Source organism: Fibrobacterota bacterium (assembly GCA_019509785.1).
Taxonomy (GTDB): Bacteria; Fibrobacterota; Fibrobacteria; order UBA11236; family UBA11236; genus Chersky-265.
This window is the reverse complement of record JAEKLQ010000056.1, coordinates 25,261-42,505: the sequence shown is the minus strand read 5'-3', so window position 1 is coordinate 42,505 and position 17,245 is coordinate 25,261. Positions and strand designations below refer to the sequence as shown.

Genomic DNA, 17,245 nt, shown 5'->3' with positions numbered 1-17,245 from the left:
GGGGTTTACCCGCGCTATCGGGCGGAAATACCCCGTAGTGCAAGGTGCCGTCCGGGTAGAGATGCAGCAAGCGGTCCCAGTAGGCGGCGCGGCTGGTATCCTTGTCGGCGAATTCGAAGATGCGGCCGCCCAGGCCATGGCCGGCCCGGAACCAGATGAGGACGGTGAAGGCTTCAGGATCGTCGAAGGCGAGCTTCGTTCCCGCGAATTGGGTTTTGCCATCGAACTTCAGGGCGCTCCCGGCCACGCCGGCTTCGGTCGCTCCCGCGGTGGAATACCCAACGGCCATTCCCTCGTTCCCTTGTCCCGTCGCATCCGAAAGCCGTCCGTTGTTGGCCGCGGGATCCTCGTCCAGGTGCCAAGCGCCCGCGAAGCCGTCGGCCGTCGCGAAGACCGATCCCGCTTTGGCGGCGGGCAAGGGATCGCGTCCGCCGTAATCCCAATACAGGCGGATGCGCGTCGGCCGATCCGCATAGACCGTATCCATCCTTACCCACAGCGCAACGGATCCGCCTTGCGATTGGACCTCGCAGGGAAGTTCCGCGCCTTGCTCATTGGCGACCCGCAGGTCGGATCCGTCCTTGGCGCCAGACCCCAGGACGGAATCCGGCAAAGCGATTCGTATGGGGATTCCCGCCACCTTGGCGGAGAGCTTGGCGCCGGACGTCCCTCCGTCCACGTTGACCACGAGGGAACGGCGCCAGGCGAGGAAGGGTCCGGAAGCCTGGCCTACGGTCGAGGGTTGGACGAGCAGGTTCCAAGCGAAGGTCCGGGGCGGGATCCCCGTTGCGCTCCCATAGACGAGGGAATCGACCCGGCCGGGAGGCAGGGAGTCCAGGCGGACCAGCGAGTCGGCGGAGCGCACGGAGGCGCGGTAGGTGCTGCCGGGCAGATAAATGAATCCGGTCACGGTATCGGCCGCGCCCTTCAAAGCCGCGGCGATGCACCCCGGCATGCCCAGGGTTTGGGCGGGGATCTCGAGCGAAGCATCCCCTGCTTCGATTCCCTCGATGCGGGCGCGCGTGCCGTCGGCGGGATTCACCGCTTCCACGTTGTACCGGCCCGAGGCGACTTCCCGGAACGCGTACCGCCCTTGCGCGTCGGTAGTCACCGCGGGCAAGGCCGCGGCCGAATGAGTATCGACGGGAACGAAACCGTCCGGGACCAGCACCACGCGGGTCCGCGCGGCAGGCAGCCCGTCCAGGGTCCGGATCTGGCCGGTCAACCCTTTAGCCGTATTGCCGGTTTCCGATCCCGCCAGGCATCCGCCCAGGCCGGCGGCCGTCAGAAGCGCGACCGCCCAGAGGGAAGCCGCGCGCGAGCCGCGTTGGCCCGCATTCGAAGGCGAACGCGCGCTCATGGGTTCGGCGCCGTGGGCAGCTTGGAGAGCGGGAAGAACTGCAGGTTCAATTGGTAGACCCGGTCCGGGGCCTGGAAGTTGCGCTCCAACGACAACAGTTTCTTGCGGAAGGAAACCAGTTCTTCCTTGAGCGCGGCGAAACCTTCGGAGGAAATGCTCAAGGTCAGGGTCGATATGTCGCGCACCGCGGCCTCATGGCGATCGATCGCCTCTTTCGCGAGATCCATGCTGGCGATCTGGTACTGCGCGACGCTTACGGATTCCACTTCCGGGCCGGTGGTGATCAAGGGCTGGGCCTGGCGGAAGCGCCCCTGCGCGTCCTTGGCGATGAGTTGGGCTTCTTCCAGCACGCGGATGGCCTTCTCGGCCTGCTCGGGTCGGATGGCCGGATCCAAGGCGCGCGCCAAGGCCGCGTAGTCCCCGCGGAAAGGGATCACGGATATCAGTTCCCGGATGGCGCTGTAATACCATTTGGAGTAGACCTCGAATTGGCTGGCCTGGACCTGGTGCATTTCGGGCTTGCGGAGCGCGAGCAGGCGCTGGAAGAAGATGCGCTTCTCCTCGACGGTGCGGGCCTCGTTGAAATCGACCAGGCATTCGAAGTACTCGGCCTCCTTCTTCTTCAGCTTCATGGCCTCGGCGTAACGCACGATCAGGCCGCGTCCCAGTCCGCGCTTCCCATCGATGACGTTCTTGAGAAGGCCGGAGGAATTCACTTTCGCCTTGAGCGCGAAATACCGGTAGGAGAAGGCGGGATTCTTCCGCTTCTGATGTTCGTAATACGCCTTCAGGAACCGACGGTAATCGGTGTAGTCGAAAACGGAAGGGTCTTCGCCCCAGTCCTTATCCCCTGCTTTGGGTGGTACCGTCGTCACGATCATCCCTCCAGGCGCTTTTCTCGCCGGCTGAGGAATAATAGGCCAAACAGGGCGATTGGCCCTGACGTTTCGCCACAAGATCGTTTCCATGAGATAACGGAATTCGGCGCCTCGCTTCCGCAACTCGCCTCAAAAATACGCGAACGGCCCCAAAAAGGGGCCTGGAAACCCAAACGTCCGTTTCCAAACCGAGTCCCGAAGCCGAAGAATCGGCGTCAATTCAGGTCATGGAAAAGCGGGGAGGGGAAAACGGACATCGGCGGGTCGCGGCCATCCGTTTGCCTGCCCGCGCCCTGGCCATAAACGACCTTCGGCATCCAGGGTGGGGAGGCGCGGATCAAGGGTAAGCGGAGCCCGGCGCGAGGGCCTGGGAAGCAAGAAGGTCCCCTGGGGCTGGGTGGCCATGAGCGTTCCGTAGCCGAGTTGATCGTAGCCTCCGCTGTTGGGGCCGTAATCGCCGCCTCCGCCTTCGGGCCGGACCTTTTCCGCGAAGCGCTGGCAATTGGGCGCCGCCACGCCTTTGCGAAGCACGTAATGATTGTAGATGAGTTCCCATCCCGGCCGCAATCCTCCCCGCCCATCCGCCGAAATCGTGTCCTGCTGCACGTGATCGCAGTTATCATAGGCGGCATAAGGGACGCTATCGCCCAGGTTGTATTTGGCCACGTACTCGAAACCTTTCAGCGCGCGGTTGTCGTCGTAGCCGTACAAATCGTCCCCTTGGCTCCAGGCCATTTCGCAAATCGATCCGAGGATGGCCGGACCCAACAGGGAATGGCCTTGATCGCGCCCGGATTCCTGCCATTGCCCCAGGCCTCCGGGATGCAGGTACCAGACCACGTTGCGGATGGATCCGTTGCCGGCTCCCGTTTTGAAATAAGCTACGGCTTCGTCATAGATGGCGCGATCATCCGCCAAGATCCCGATGGCCAGCATGGAGGCCATGTTGACCAGATCCCAATTGGCCCAGTAGTGGCTGATGCAGGCGCCGTGGTGGTTCGCCAGGAAGTCATGATTCAAGGGGTAGAATACGGCGCGCAAAAGGTCGCGGCTTTGCGCGAATCCGCTCCAGCCGGGATAGCCGCGCATCAGCTCGACGGCGTTGGCGAGTTCGTAGCCGTAGATGCCCGCGGCAAGGTACTTGTCCGTGGTCCCGTCGATCACCTTCAGCTTCCCGCTCCAGGCGTCCAATATGCGGACGGCGGCCTGGCCATGGGCCGTATCGCCCTTGAGCCGCCAATACAACGCATTGGCGTACGCGGCGGCGATATCGGTGTAGAGGTTGGCGTAATTCTCGGGCGTGCCCGTGCCCCGGAAGACGGTGTCGGAGGGACGGGGCTGCCAGGTAGCCGAGGCGTGGCCATTGGCCGCCAACCGTTTCCAGCCCGAGAGCCAGGGTTCGGCTTGGGCGTCGACTTGGGTCTTGGCCCGGTCCAGGGAGGCCTGCGTATGCAAGAGTCCGGGGTGGACGAATTCCTGGCCGAAGGCGGCCGCGGAAAGGCATGCGATCAGGGTCCCGAACCGGAAGCGGGCGAAGAGCGATGCCGGCGTTCCCCTACTTGGACTGGAGCGAACGGGAAAAGGGTCGGCGGACGGGATGCCCATGGGGACGCTCGGTTTCAGGGAAGCGGCGGGAGGGTAACGTAGGCGTTAACCCTGCGGCCGAGCAGGTCCCAGTCCTGGGGCCAGAGGAGGAAGAGGGCCGGGGGCCGCGAACCGGGCCGCAGGGGAGCCAGGGCGGCCGGGTGGGAGGCGGATACGCCCCAACGCAGGGCCTGGACCAACTGCCCCTGGAAAGCCGTATCGCTCCAGGCGCGGATGTCATGCCCGCTGCTGGTGTAATACACCCAGCCTTTCCCTTGCGGGCGCACCCAGGTCCACGTCGTCTTCTCGTCGTTGAGGGTTTCCAGGATGGTCAAATCCTGCTTCAGGAAATTGTGCAGCCGGCCTTCATCCCAAGACGTGGGCGGGGAGACGCCTTGCATGGCGGGATGATCGGGCTTGGCGATGGTCACGTATTTGAAATCGTTGCCATGCACGGTATACTCCGCCCCGATCAATTGGGCCCAACGCGGATTCTCCAGGTAACTACTGGAGGCGCAATGGGCGGCCACGAAAGGATGCCCGGCCTCCACCCAGGCGTACAGCGCGTCTTCCTGCGCCGTGGTCAGATCCGGCGATCCGTCCGTCTTGCTGCCTTTCTTGGCGTTGTAGACGAACATGGCGTCGAAGCGCGCAAGGCTATCGGCGTTCAGCACCGATTCGTTGGTGTGGTATTCCACGCGCATGCCGGCCTTGGTGAATACGGGGATGATTTCCGTCTGCATGCTGTCCGGGTTATGGTTGGTGTGGCCGCCCCCCAGGAAGACCACGCGGATCGGATCGGCCGCGGGGGCCAGGCTTACCAGCAGGCCCAGCAGCAGGAAGATCAAGGGGCTTCGTTTTCCATGCGCACGCGCAGGATCTGCGCATTCGTCCGCGGCAGGGCCGCGCGGGAGGTTTTGCTCCAGGACCATACCTGGCGGCCTTGGGGATCGAACGCTTGCGCGCGCGCGGCGGACGCGGGCGGCGACCAGCGGGCCCCGGGCGCGACCAATGTCCAGGCGGGCGCCGGCATCCGCGGCGCGAAGGCAGGGGCCGGTTGCACGGGCTCGGACGGGCCCGTGTATTCGAGCTTCACCAGGTTGCCATGGGCCGCGTTGTGGGGATAAGCGGCGTTGTCCGACCAGTCCAGGAAGTAAAGCGCCCCGTCCGGGCCCACCTTGCAATCGATGGGATTCGTGATGGCATTGGTGGGGGTCTGATCCCAGAAGCGTTCGACCTTGACCAGCTTCCCGTCCGCATCCACCTGGACGGTATGGATGAGGCTGCGCGAGAAATCGAAGATGAACAACTTGCCGTCGTAATAGGAAGGGAGTTTGGCCGTAGAGGGGTTGGAGGCATCGTAATGGTATACGGGCCCGAGCATGGAGGTGTTGGTGCTTCCGCTTTCGAAGGTGGGAAAGGCCGCGTTGGTGGAGTTGTACGGATACCAGACCAAGGCGGGGCGGGCGGCGGGCAAGGTGGTGATGCCCGTATTGTTCGGGGAGGTGTTGGTCAGATGGGCCGGATCATAGGTCGCGCCGCCCTTGCCGGTGCCGTAGTCCAGGACGGTATTGCAAAAGTTGTTCGCGAGGCAGTAGGGCCAGCCGTAATAGCCGGGATCCTTGGCGATGTTCACTTCGTCGTAACCGCGTACGCCGAAGTTGGTATTGTCCGCAGTCGCGTTCGGTCCGGGCTCGGCCCAGAACAGCCAGCCGGTTTTCTGATCGACGGTGATGCGGAAGGGATGGCGCAAGCCCATGACGAAGATTTCCGGGCGGGTCTTATCCGTGCCCTTGGGGAACATGTTCCCGTCCGGGACGGTGTACCACTTGCCGTCGGCACCTACCGTCGTTTCCGGGTGGATGCGGAGGATCTTCCCGCGCAGATCCATCGAGTTCGCCGCCGAGCGTTGCGAATCGTAGAGCAGCCGCGTCGGGTCCCGCGGCGCGTAGCCGGCGGCGGTTCCGGAAAAGATGTTGCGCGTATTGTCGGCGAAGCCGATGAACAGATTGCCGTCGGGACCGAAAGCGAGGCATCCCGTGGTGTGCTCTTCCGACGAGCCGAAAGTCTCGGGCACCCGCAGCAACTCCTGCTTGCTGGTCAAATCGATCACGCCGGTGGTCGCCGTGGTATAGCGCGAAACGACCATGGCCGTGTCCGGCGTGATGGAACCGTACAGGACGTAGATGAAATGGTTGGTCGACCATTTCGGATCCAGGATGATGCAATGCAAGCCGTCCTCATGCACGTTCGTGGTGGGGATGGTCCCCGCCGCCGTCGTTTGGCCCGTCTTGGGATCGACGATCTGGACGACGCCGTTGATGCGGGTCTGGTACAGGCGCCCATCCGGCAGGAAGGCGATATGGGTGGGATCGGTCAGTCCGGTCAAAATGGTGGTCGCCTTGAAGAGGCTGCGGGCCGGTTGCGTTTGGGCTTGGCCGGCGGTGGCGGAAAGCGCCAGGCAGGCCCAGGCGCATGCGATTATGGAATGGTTGTGCATAGAAGGTAAATATAGCTGGGAGCGCCTCCACTGCCTGAACGAAAAGCGGCCCTTGTGCTCCCGTTCCTTTCGCATAACTCCCAAAAGGCCGATATTAACCCTCTCTACCCGCCTTTCGGGAATCTCCTATCAATGGTTCCCCACCATGGTCACCAGTCCGCTCTCCAGATACCCATCCGACCCGCGGAAGGAATAACCGTAAACCGGTTCATGCAGCCCCCGTGCCGAAGACGCGCTCCATGCAGCGGTGGGCGCATCATAGCGGGAGGTGAAGGCCACCCGCCCTTTCAAATCGAATACGGTGATAACGCCCGAACTTAGGTTGCGATGGGGCTGCAACCGGAAACCGCCGTCCTGCAGGTAGAACTTCAAGCCAATGCGGGGAGCTTGGGCCAAGCGCCGGGAGGCGGAGGAGGTGGTGGAGGATACGAAAGGGGTGGAAGGATCAAGAGGGGCCGTGGTGCAGGTGGGAGTTCCGGTCGGGATGCCGGATGCCTTTTGGGCGGCGGAAGCGGTTGCGTCAACGCTCGCGAAGGAGGCCTGGATGGGATTCAGGCTGGTAGGCAAGGATGCCATTTCGCCAAAGGCCAGCAAGGCCTGCAGGCGTACGTGGGCATGCGCGTCGTTTACCGAGCAAGCCGTATTGATGGCGGCGGCGCCATCAATTGTACGCGGCATCACCCGCAGCGCATTACGGCGTACGCACCAGGCCGGATGCTTCAGCAGGCCCTGCAAAATCGGGATGTAGGTCGAAGGCGACTTGGTGAATTCGCCCATACCCTCCAAGGCCCAAAGGGCATGCTGTACCCGGGGGCTATTGCCGACTTCATCCAATTCCTTATTGGTCTTGAGGATATCCGTAAGCTTCGCGATGGCGGTTGGGGTGGCGCCCTTGCCGATCAAAAGCCTTTGGGCGGTTAGGCGCCAGAAGAAGTTCTGGCTGCCGAAGGCGGCGATCAACTGGTCCTCGGAGGCATTCGCCAGGTTCAACACCGGCTCAGGGGTGGCGTCGGTCGGCAGCATGCGGTAAATGCGGTTGGAATTTTTGGTGCGCAGATCGTTGTTCCATGCGCACCCGTTATTCGGAATTCCGCCGGTGCAGGTGCCGCCCGGAGAGGCGGGATTGTGGAGAAAGAGATAGTTGTTCCAATCCAATACCCACACCGCGCCGTCCGGGCCGGTTTTCGCCAGCAGAGGCGCGACCCAGGCATCCGTAGAGGCCAAGAGGTTGGCATGCGTGGGGCCGGGCAAGCGATAGCCCTTCCAAGTGCTGCCGAATTCCACCAGGCTGTCCTGGTTGCAGAGCTTTTGCGAGCCTTCGCAAGTGAAGGCGAAACGGTTCCAATACTTCTTCGGGAACAGGCGGGATGTGTAGAATTGCACGCCGGAGGAAGAGGTGCTTTGCGAAGTGAACCAGCCATCGGCGTTCTTATCGCTCGTCCCTTCCCAGAGATAGCGGTCGCCGGTAATTGCGTAGTATACGTTTTTCGGATTGGAGGTCGCGTTATAGGCCGGATTGGTGGTGCGGATATCGATGGCCGCGGAGCCTTGGACGGCCGAATGGTTCAAGTGGGAGGTGCCGGTGGCGCCGGATTGGAAGATCTGGCCGTCTTCCATCTGGCCTAGGCCGTCCGCATTGGCGGGACCCGTGCTCCAGACTTCGAATTTGTCTTCGGTCATGCCCGGGATCTTCGAGCTGCGGAAGCGCCAGCTCCGGCCGCCGCCGCAGTTCACGTTGCCGGGGTTCGCGGTGCAGGTATTGTATCCGGTCAACCCGTAGATCCAGTTGTCCAAGCCGTACATCAATTGGTTGATGCCGCCGTGGGTGTCCCAGGACGTGCCGGCCGCGCCCATTCCCGAATACAGGATGACGGGCGTTCCGGCGGTGTCGTTGTTGTTGGGGAAGAACACGACGTATGGGGTCATGCTCACCACCACGCCGCCATTGACGCATTCGATGGATTGGGGCAGGTTCAGTCCGTCGAGGAACACCGTGAACTTATCCATCACCTTATCCCCATCGGTATCCTCGAGGATGACGATGCGGTCGTTTCCGCCCACGAACTTCTGATCGGTGATGCTCGGCGTCGACGCAGCCGGACGGATGGTGTTGGGATAGCTGCGCGGCTCTACGGCCCAGACGCGGCCCCTTTCGTCGAAGGAGAAGTGCTGGATGTATTTCATGTTCCCGACCATCTCTTCGGACGCGAACAGTTGCAACTTCAAGCCCGCCGCGGGCTGGATGCAGTTGATGGACTGCGCCGCCTTCAGGGGTTTTTGGAGCGTGCAGCCGCTCTGATTAGCGGAAGAACAGTTGCTGACGAATTCGGATGTGGGTTGCGCCCCGCCACCCGATTTGAATTGGCTCCAGTCATCTCCGCCGAACGGAGGTTGGCGTTCTAGGGTCGGGCAATCCCCCGTCTTTTCGACGGGCGCCGCGGCGGCCGAAAGCGTTACGGCCGAAAGGATCGCGAAACGAGAAACGGCCCGGGCGAATCCGGTCATCGAAACCTCCATGTTACGGTATGCTGTGAAAGGGCCCGACCTGATCCCCGGAAGTTGGGCCGGCGCCGAAGCGCGCGGATGCTCCTTCCGGCAAAGAACGGCCGCTTCGAGGCGGATGGGGTCGGTTTATCCGGCGGGGCCGCGGATCCGGGTTGCGCTTGTCGAGGCCGTTAGAATCTCTAAGGCGCCGCAATCTCCGGAAACCGTCAATGCCGCCTCCGCGGGGGCGAATCGACCACAATTCTAGTCAAATCGCAGTTAGGGAAATATAAGTCGCCGGCCGGAATTCCGCGATGCCCGATTGGACGATCGGAATCCGGATATTCGGTTTCGGGAGCCGTTCAGAAGGCGGGGAAAAAGAAAGCGCTCCCTGGGATCCAGGGAGCGCCGAAGTGACCTAGCGTTTTTCCGGTTGGCGCCGAGCTTCTTAGCGCGCGCTTACCAAGGCGATGTTGCCGCGACGGACGGAGCCATCCGTTCCGCGGAAGACGTAGCCGTATATGGGCAGGTTCAGGCCATGGGCGGAAGCCACGCTCCAGGCGGCCCTGGCGGCATCGTACCGGGAGCTGAAGGACAAGCGGCCCTGGATATCGTACACGGAGAGTTCGCCCGAGGGCAGTTCCCCATGGGGCAGCAAGGTGAATCCGCCCGCCTGCAATTGGAAGCGCAGGCCTTGCAGGGGGACCTCGGCCTTTTTCGAAACACCGGTGAAAGGCACCGAGGGATCCAAGGTTACCGAGCAAGAGGGCGTGCCGGTGGGAACGCCGGAAGCCTGGGCCGCCGAAGTAGCCGTTCTGTCGAGGCTGGCATAGGAGGACTGGATGGGATTCAAGGTGGCGGGCTTGGAGGTCATCGCGCCGAAGGCCAGCAAGGCCTGCAAGCGCACGTGCGCATGGGGGTCGTTGACCGAGCAGCCATCGTTGATGGCGGCTGCGCCGTCCGCGGTCCGCGGCATCACGCGCAGGACGTTGCGGCGGACGCACCAGGCCGGATGCTTGAGGAGGCTCTTCAGGATGGGAACCCAGGTCGTGGGATCCTTGGTGAACTGGCCAAGGCCGTCCAAGGTCCACAAGGCATGTTGCACGCGCGGGCTGTTGCCGACCTCGTCCAGCGATTTGTCGGTTTGCAAGATGGCCTTGAGCTTGTCCACGAGGGTGGCGGTGACGCCCTTGCCTATCAGCAGGCGCTGGGCGGTGAGGCGCCAGAAGAAGTTGGTGCTGCCGAAGGCGGCGATCAACTGGTCTTCGGTTGCGGCGCTCAGATCCATAACCGGGTCAAGCGAGCCATCGGTGGGCACCATGCGATAAATGCGATTGGAATTCTTGGTGCGCAGATCGTTGACCCATGCGCCGCCGGGTCCCGAAGGGCCAGCCGGATTATGCAGGAAGAGGTAGTTGTTCCAGTCCAGCACCCAGACCGCGCCATCCGGGCCGGTCTTGGCCAATAGGGGCGCAACCCAGGCATCGGTGGAAGCCAAGAGGTTGGCGTGGGTGGGGCCGGGCAGGCGGTAGCCCTTCCAGGTGCTGCCGGATTCGACCAGGCTATCTTGGTTGCAAAGCTTGCTGGCGCCTTCGCAAGTGAATACGAAACGGTTCCAGTATTTCTTCGGGAGCAGGCGGGCGGTATAGAATTGCACGTTTGATGAGGCGGTGCTGCTCGAGGTGAACCATCCATCCGTGTTTTTAGCGGTGGATCCTTCCCAAAGGTACCGGTCCCCGGTAATGGGGTAGTACTTGTCCACTCCGTTCGAGCCGGAGTTGAAGGCGGGATTGGTGGTACGGATATCCATGGTCGCGGCGCCCTGGACGGCGGAATGGTTCAGGTGAGGGGTCCCGGTGGCGCCGGACTGGAAGATCTGGCCGTCTTCCATCTGCCCCACGCCGTCCGCATTGGCGGGACCGGTGCTCCAAACTTCGAATTTGTCATCGGTCATGCCCGGGATCTTCGAGCTGCGGAAGCGCCAGACCTTGCCGCTGCCGCAATTGGTGCCGGTACCAGTAGTGATGCCGGGCAAGGCGCTGCAGGTATTGTAGCCGGTTTGCCCGTAGATCCAGTTGTCCAGGCCGTACATCAATTGGTTGATGCCGCCGTGGGTATCCCAGGACGTCCCGCTCGATCCCATGCCCGAGAACAGGATGACGGGAGTTCCGGCCACGTCGTTATTGTTGGGGAAGAACACGACGTAAGGGGTCATGCTCACCACCACGCCGCCATTGACGCATTCAATGGACTGGGGCAAGTTGAGGCCGTCCTTGAAAACGGTGAATTTATCCATCACCTTATCCCCATCGGTATCCTCGAGGATAACGATGCGGTCGTTGCCGCCCACGAACTTCTGATCGGTGAGGCTGTTGGACGCGGATCGGATAATGTTGGGATAGCTCTTGGGCTCGACGGCCCAGAGGCGGCCCTTTTCGTCGAAGGAGAAGTGCTGGATGTACTTCATGTTCCCGACCATCTCTTCGGAGGCCCACAATTGCATTTTCAAGCCGGTCGCGGGTACGATACAGTTGATGGACTGCGCCGCCTTAAGCGGCTTCTGCATCCTACAACCCGTCTTCGCGGAAGAGCCGCAACCCGGATCAATGTCATCTGTGGGCCGGTTCGGGAATTGTGTCCAATCATCTTTGGCATTGGGAAATGCCTGGCGTTCAAGTGCAGGGCAATCCCCGGATTTTTCGACAGGAGCGGCAATCGCCGTCCCCGCAGCAAGGATGGAATATATTAGTGCGTTGCGAGCCAAACAATTCATCGCCACTCCAGGAAAATTTTCGGTCCGAGCCCCCCCCGAACAGCCGTTTAATGTAATCGGAAATCCCTGATTTTGCGGCCCGTATTTTCCCCCTCTACAGGGCGAAATCCGCCCCTTCTCCGGCAATAAAAGCTGAAATCAGGGCAGTAGGATGTGTTTCAGGCGGATTTGGCGCTCAGCCAAACGTTCTCCTCGCCCACCAGGCCGGCGAGGGATGCGGTGCAGGCTTTTTCGGCGGAAATCTTGAGCTTTTCGCTTACCATAGCCATCTCGCCGCCTTGATGCTCCAGGTGGAGCACTACATGGCAATTCCCCTCATGGCCCGCGCACAACGCATGCAGTTGGGAGACGTCTTCCTGTTGCAGGCCGAGGGTACGGAGGCGAACGTGCACGCTGCGTGTCAGGCGTTCCCGCGCCTCTTGCAGGCCGATCACCTTCTGCGCGTTGAGCTTGAACATGGCCAGTTCTTCGTTCCAGGTGAGGTTGCCCCGGATTAAAACCATGGAGTCGATCTCCACGAGGTGGCGTACCTCCTCGAAAACGTCCGACCAGAGGGTGACCTCGACCTTGCCGACGAAGTCCTCGAGTTCGGCGAAGGCGAAAGTGCGGTTGTCTTTCTGGGAAAGCTTGGTCTTGAGCCGGGTAATCATCCCGCCGAGGACCACGGGCGCGCCTTGCGGTCCGCGGAAGCGTTCGCCGTCCTTGGGTTTTTCCGGTTTGATTTCCCCCACGGCTTGCCGCAGCCGATCGGGATCGAGGGGGCAGGTGGCGAAGCCCTTCAGTTCCGCGCGGAAGGGCTCGAGCGGATGGCCCGAAAGGAAGAGACCCAGCACTTCCTTTTCCTTCTCGAGCATTTCGTTATACGGCCAGGCTTCCACCTCGGGCATGGGCGGCTCGCCGGTATCCATGGAGGCGCCGGCCGAAACGCTGCCGTCGCCGAACAAGGAGACCTGCCCGACGGATCGATCGGCCTGGAAGGAAGCGGCATAGGCCAAGGCGGTTTCGACCACGGCGAAAAGCTGGGCCCGGTTGACCGGGAATTCGTCCAGCGCCCCCGCCAGGATGAGGGATTCCAGCGCGCGACGGTTCAGGTATTGGCCGTCCACGCGTTTGCACAAGTCGAAAATGGAAACGAAGGGCCCGCGCTTGTCGCGCTCGGCGACGATCTGCTCCACCGCCGAGAGGCCCACGTTCTTGATGCCGGCCAGGCCGTATACGATCTTGCCTTCCTTTTCGGTGAACTTGGCTTGGCTGGTGTTGATGGCGGGGAAGAGCACGTCCAGCCCCAAGGAGCGGCAATCGTTCAGCAGGATCACCAGACGCGTGGTGTCATGCATTTCAGAGTTCATGTTGGCCGCCATGAACTGGGCCGGGTAATGGGCCTTGAGATAGGCGGTCTGGTAGGCCACCGCCGCGTAAGCGGCCGAGTGCGATTTGTTGAAGGCGTAGCTGGAGAAAGGCACCAGCACTTCCCAGATGCGCTCCGCCAGCTTGGGATCGTAGCCGCGATCCTTGGCGCCGCCCACGAACTTGGGCTTGATGTCGTCCATCTTCTTGAGGTCCTTCTTGGCCATGGCGCGGCGCAAGAGATCGGCGCTGCCCAGGGAGAAGCCGGAAAGGACCTGGGCCAATTGCATCACCTGTTCCTGGTACACGATGACGCCGTAAGTCTCCTTGAGGATGGGTTCGAGGTTGGGATGGTAATAATCCGGCGCTTCGTGGCCGTTCTTGCGCGCGATGTATTGGGGGATGTATTCCATCGGGCCCGGACGGTACAAGGCGTTCATGGCGATCAGATCCTCGATCACCGTCGGCTTCAGCTTGCGCAGGTAATCCTGCATGCCTCCGGATTCGAACTGGAACACGCCCACCGTGAGGCCCTTGCCCAATAAGCGGAAGGTGGGCCCGTCGTCTTCGGGAAGCTTGAGCGGATCGATGTCGAGCCCCACGGAGGCCTTCACCTGCTGGAGGCAATCCTGGATCACGGACAGGTTGCGCAGGCCCAGGAAGTCCATCTTCAGCAGGCCGATATCCTCGGAGTACGTCTTGTCGTACTGGATCATCACCTGATCGGATCCCGGCTGCTTGAACAGGGGCGCGAAATTGACGATGGCCTTGGGCGCGATGATGACGGCGGCGGCGTGCATCCCCGCCTGGCGCACCAGCCCTTCCAGCTTGAGCGCGATGGCCTTGAGGTTTTCCAGGCCGGGTTCGGCTTCGAATTCCTTCTTGAGATCGGGCGATTCCTCGAAGGCGGTAAGCAAATCGGCGAAAGGATTATTGGCCGGGAACAGCTTGCAGAGCTGGTTCAGGCGCTGCGGCTCGAAGCCCATCACGCGGCCCACGTCGCGCAATACCATCTTGGCCTTCATGCGGCCGTAGGTGACGATCTGCGATACGGAATCCTTACCGTACTTGTCCACCACGTATTGGATCACCTCTTGCCGATCGTTGTCGGAAAAATCGGTGTCGATATCGGGCATGGACACGCGCTCGGGATTGAGGAAGCGCTCGAACAGGAGATTGAAGCGGATGGGATCGACGTCGGTGATGCCCACCGCGTACGAGACCAGGGAGCCTACGGCCGAACCGCGGCCCGGGCCCACGGGGATGCCTTTATGGCGCGCGGCGTTGATGAAATCCTGCACGATGAGCATGTAGCCGGCGACCTTCATGCGCGCCATCACCTGCAGCTCGAACTCCATGCGTTCGATGAGGGGATGGTTGGCGGGGCCTTCGGGATCGCGGGACCGTGCTTCGAGGGCGGGGATGACTTCGGGGTAACGCCGGGCGAGGCCTTCCCGGGAGAGATGCGCCAGGTAAGCGTCGGAGTCCGTGAACTCCGGCGGGATGGGGAACTGGGGATGATGCAACTTGCCGAACTCGATGGTCACGTTGCAACGTTCGGCGATAAGGACGGTATTCTCGATGGCGCCGGGATAATCCTTGAAGAGGGCGTGCATTTCCGCGCCTGTGCGCATATGGAATTGGTCGGAAGGAAAGCGCGGCCGCGCGGGATCCTTCATCTTGTAGCCGCTCTCGATGCACAGCATCACCTCATGGGCGTCGGCGTCCTGCCGATCCAGGTAATGCACGTCGTTCACCGCCACCAGCTGCCAGCCTTCGGATTTGTGCAGTTCCAGGAAACGCCGGTTGGTGGCTTCCTCATCCGGCATGCCGTGGGATTGCAGGCAGAGATAGACGTTCTCCTTGCCGAAAAGGCCCGCGTAGGCTTCCAGCAGCTCCTTCGCCTTCTTCTCGTTGCCTTTCCCCAAGGCGTATCCCACTTCGCCCTGGTAATTGGAGGTCAGGCAGATAAGGCCTTCGCTGCGGCCTTGCAGGGATTCATGATCGATGCGCGGCTTCTGGTGGTAGCCGTCCAGGTACCCGTCCGAACAGATTTTCATCAGGTTCTTGTAACCCTGATCGGTATACGCGATGAGGATCAGCTTATGCCAGGCCGGCTGGTTGGCGGAGTAAACCGTATTCTTGCGGCTGTCCGGGGCCACGTAGAAATCGCAGCCGAGCAGGGCCTTGATGCCGTTCTTCTTGGCGTAGGTGTGGAATTCCAGCATCCCGAACATGTTGCCATGATCGGTGAGGGCCAAGGCGGGCTGCTTCAGCTCCAGCGCTTTCTTGACCAAGGCGCCGATGCGCGCCGAGGATTGGAGCATGGAGTACTCGGAGTGGGTGTGGAGATGCACGAAAGGCACCGAAGGCGCGAAGGGGACTTCCATGGCCCGATCCTACTCCAGTACCCTGAGGGCCTTCATCTGCTCCAGCACGTATTCGTTGCGATGGCCGGAATCGGCTTCGATGCCGATCACCTTGGGCGGATCCTTATGCTTGAGGATCAGCAGCGGCTTGAAGGAGAGCCGCTTGAGGGTAGGCGCCGCATAGCTGAACTCCACCTTCTTCCCTGCCGCGATGGCCCCCTCCAGGGTTTCCATCTTGACGGCCAGTTCCTGCTCGCGGGAAGCTTGCGAGGCCGGATCCTGGGGTTGGGGAGGCGCGACCTTGAGGTTGCCGGGGGTCTCACGATAGGCGGGAGGTCCCGCATCGGGTTTGGAAAACTCCCAGGCCTGCGCGGCGCCGGCCAAGGCCACGGGCGCGAGCTCGACGATGCGGCGGGCGTCTTCGCCCGGCACCAATCCGAAATGGTGGAGCAATTCCCGCACGCGCGGCTTGTTCTGCCGGCTTAAGGAGAAGCCATAACCGGGAATGACTTCCGTTATGAGCTCGAGGAATTGGGGGATCTCTTGCAGTTCCCGGAAGCGTACCGGATCGGACACCTTCAGTACCAAGGTGTCCAGGAACATGGTGGAAGAGTAGGTGGCGGCCCATTCGAGCAGGGTCTGGCGGGCATGCGCTTCGAAGCCGAGCCAGGTCAAAAGGCCGGCGAACTTCTCCGGGGTAAGCCCCGCCTGCAAGCCTTTGATCACCGACTCCTTGGTGAAACGCCAACGCCCCATGAATTCATCATTGCTTTTGAGCGCGACCAGTTCGAGTTGCGCGAGGCGCTCGAGGGGCGCGTCCAAGGGGACCAAGGTCTCCAGATTGGGCAGGCTGATGGGACGCGCGGGAGACGGCACGGGAACCGCGGGGACTTGGGAGACCGCCCGCGCCATGGCCTCGCGGTCCGGGCGGACCCAGGCGATGCGTCCCTTGGCCAAACCGAAATCGACCAAGCCCAATAACCACATTTCTTGCAAGGCCCGCGGCAGGTTCTCCCAGGTATAAGATGTCTTTGGATCCCCATAGGTTTTGCGATACGCGCCGGAATGGATCCACAGCAGGTTGGCCCAGGCCGAAGCCTTGTACGCGATCGGTTCCGCCGGAAAGCCCGCGAAGGCCTCCAAGGCCGCGGACAACCCGCGCACCCGCGAGCGCAGCCACCAAGCCGCGAAGCGGCGCCAGGCTTCTTCCCGTTCCAGGCCCGGGAAGGCTTTGCCCTCGGAGGAAAGGCGCAGGGTTCCGTCTTCCTGAAGCACGAGGCCGGCCGTGACGGCGAAATGAAGGAGGAATTGCACCTCTTCGTCGGCCAAGGCGCCGGAAAGGCGCTCTCCGAAGGCGAAGCGATTGGCCAGTTCCTGCGCATCCTTGCGATGCAATTCACCGCTTTGGGTGATTTTGGCGCTTCCTAAGGCGACTTGCGCCAGGAAATGGCACAAGTGCGAAAGCAGGAAGTGGCGGTAGGCGATCCAGGCCGCCGATTCTATGCCCTGTCCCGCGGCGGCGAGTTCGGCCAAGGCGGTGGGCAATACCATTCCGGCCAGATCCTGGAAGCCATGATAGCTGGGGGTTTTCTCGCCTTCACGGGAGTACAAGAGCAGGTCCTGCTCCAACTTGCCCAAAAGCATCAATGCCTGGGAAGGGGGGAACCCGTCGAGGCAACCCAGCAGTTCGGCTTCCGTCGCGCCCCGTTCTTCGGCGGCATAGACCAGGGCCAGCAGATGCCGCCCCGACGCATCGGCGCCGGCCAGAACGGCGGCAACGCGTTCCGGGCGGAGCGCCCATTCGTGAACGAGCTCGATAACCTTGCCCGCCTGCATCAAGCCTTCGCCCGGCTGATCTCGGCGATGGAGCTTGATAACAAAGGATTTTGGGGCCGCCGTCAGGAATTCAAAAAGGGAAAGCAATCCGAATCACCCGCTCGCGTAAAGTGG

General features: G+C 62.0%; 9 protein-coding genes. All 9 read right to left on the bottom strand.

Annotated elements, in window-relative coordinates:
• The coding region (locus JF616_17085) for a hypothetical protein (protein ID MBW8889473.1) at window positions 1-1,360 on the bottom strand (1,360 nt) is incomplete at its 3' end.
• The gene (locus tag JF616_17080; protein MBW8889472.1) at window positions 1,357-2,235 is read right to left on the bottom strand and encodes a TIGR02147 family protein; all 879 of its coding nucleotides are present in this window, start codon (window positions 2,233-2,235) and stop codon (window positions 1,357-1,359) included. The genes JF616_17080 and JF616_17085, both read right to left, overlap by 4 nt.
• A 228-nt stretch (window positions 2,236-2,463) precedes the next feature.
• Window positions 2,464-3,843, bottom strand: a complete 1,380-nt coding sequence (locus JF616_17075) for an alginate lyase family protein (protein ID MBW8889471.1) — start codon at window positions 3,841-3,843, stop codon at window positions 2,464-2,466.
• A gap of 14 nt (window positions 3,844-3,857) precedes the next feature.
• Window positions 3,858-4,670 carry a ThuA domain-containing protein gene (locus tag JF616_17070; protein ID MBW8889470.1) on the bottom strand — a complete coding sequence of 271 codons (813 nt, stop codon included), beginning with the start codon at window positions 4,668-4,670 and terminating at the stop codon, window positions 3,858-3,860.
• Window positions 4,667-6,322, bottom strand: a complete 1,656-nt coding sequence (locus JF616_17065; GenBank protein ID MBW8889469.1) for a PQQ-dependent sugar dehydrogenase — start codon at window positions 6,320-6,322, stop codon at window positions 4,667-4,669. Before JF616_17065 ends, JF616_17070 begins: the two co-directional genes overlap by 4 nt.
• Window positions 6,323-6,451: 129 nt before the next feature.
• Entirely contained in the window at window positions 6,452-8,827 is a 2,376-nt protein-coding gene (locus tag JF616_17060; GenBank protein ID MBW8889468.1) for a hypothetical protein, read from the bottom strand.
• Between the two features lie 427 nt (window positions 8,828-9,254).
• The gene (locus JF616_17055) at window positions 9,255-11,372 is read right to left on the bottom strand and encodes a hypothetical protein (GenBank protein MBW8889467.1); all 2,118 of its coding nucleotides are present in this window, start codon (window positions 11,370-11,372) and stop codon (window positions 9,255-9,257) included.
• Between the two features lie 365 nt (window positions 11,373-11,737).
• Window positions 11,738-15,316, bottom strand: a complete 3,579-nt coding sequence (dnaE, locus tag JF616_17050; protein ID MBW8889466.1) for a DNA polymerase III subunit alpha — start codon at window positions 15,314-15,316, stop codon at window positions 11,738-11,740.
• A gap of 9 nt (window positions 15,317-15,325) precedes the next feature.
• The gene (locus JF616_17045; protein ID MBW8889465.1) at window positions 15,326-17,131 is read right to left on the bottom strand and encodes a hypothetical protein; all 1,806 of its coding nucleotides are present in this window, start codon (window positions 17,129-17,131) and stop codon (window positions 15,326-15,328) included.
• Window positions 17,132-17,245: the final 114 nt, after the last annotated feature.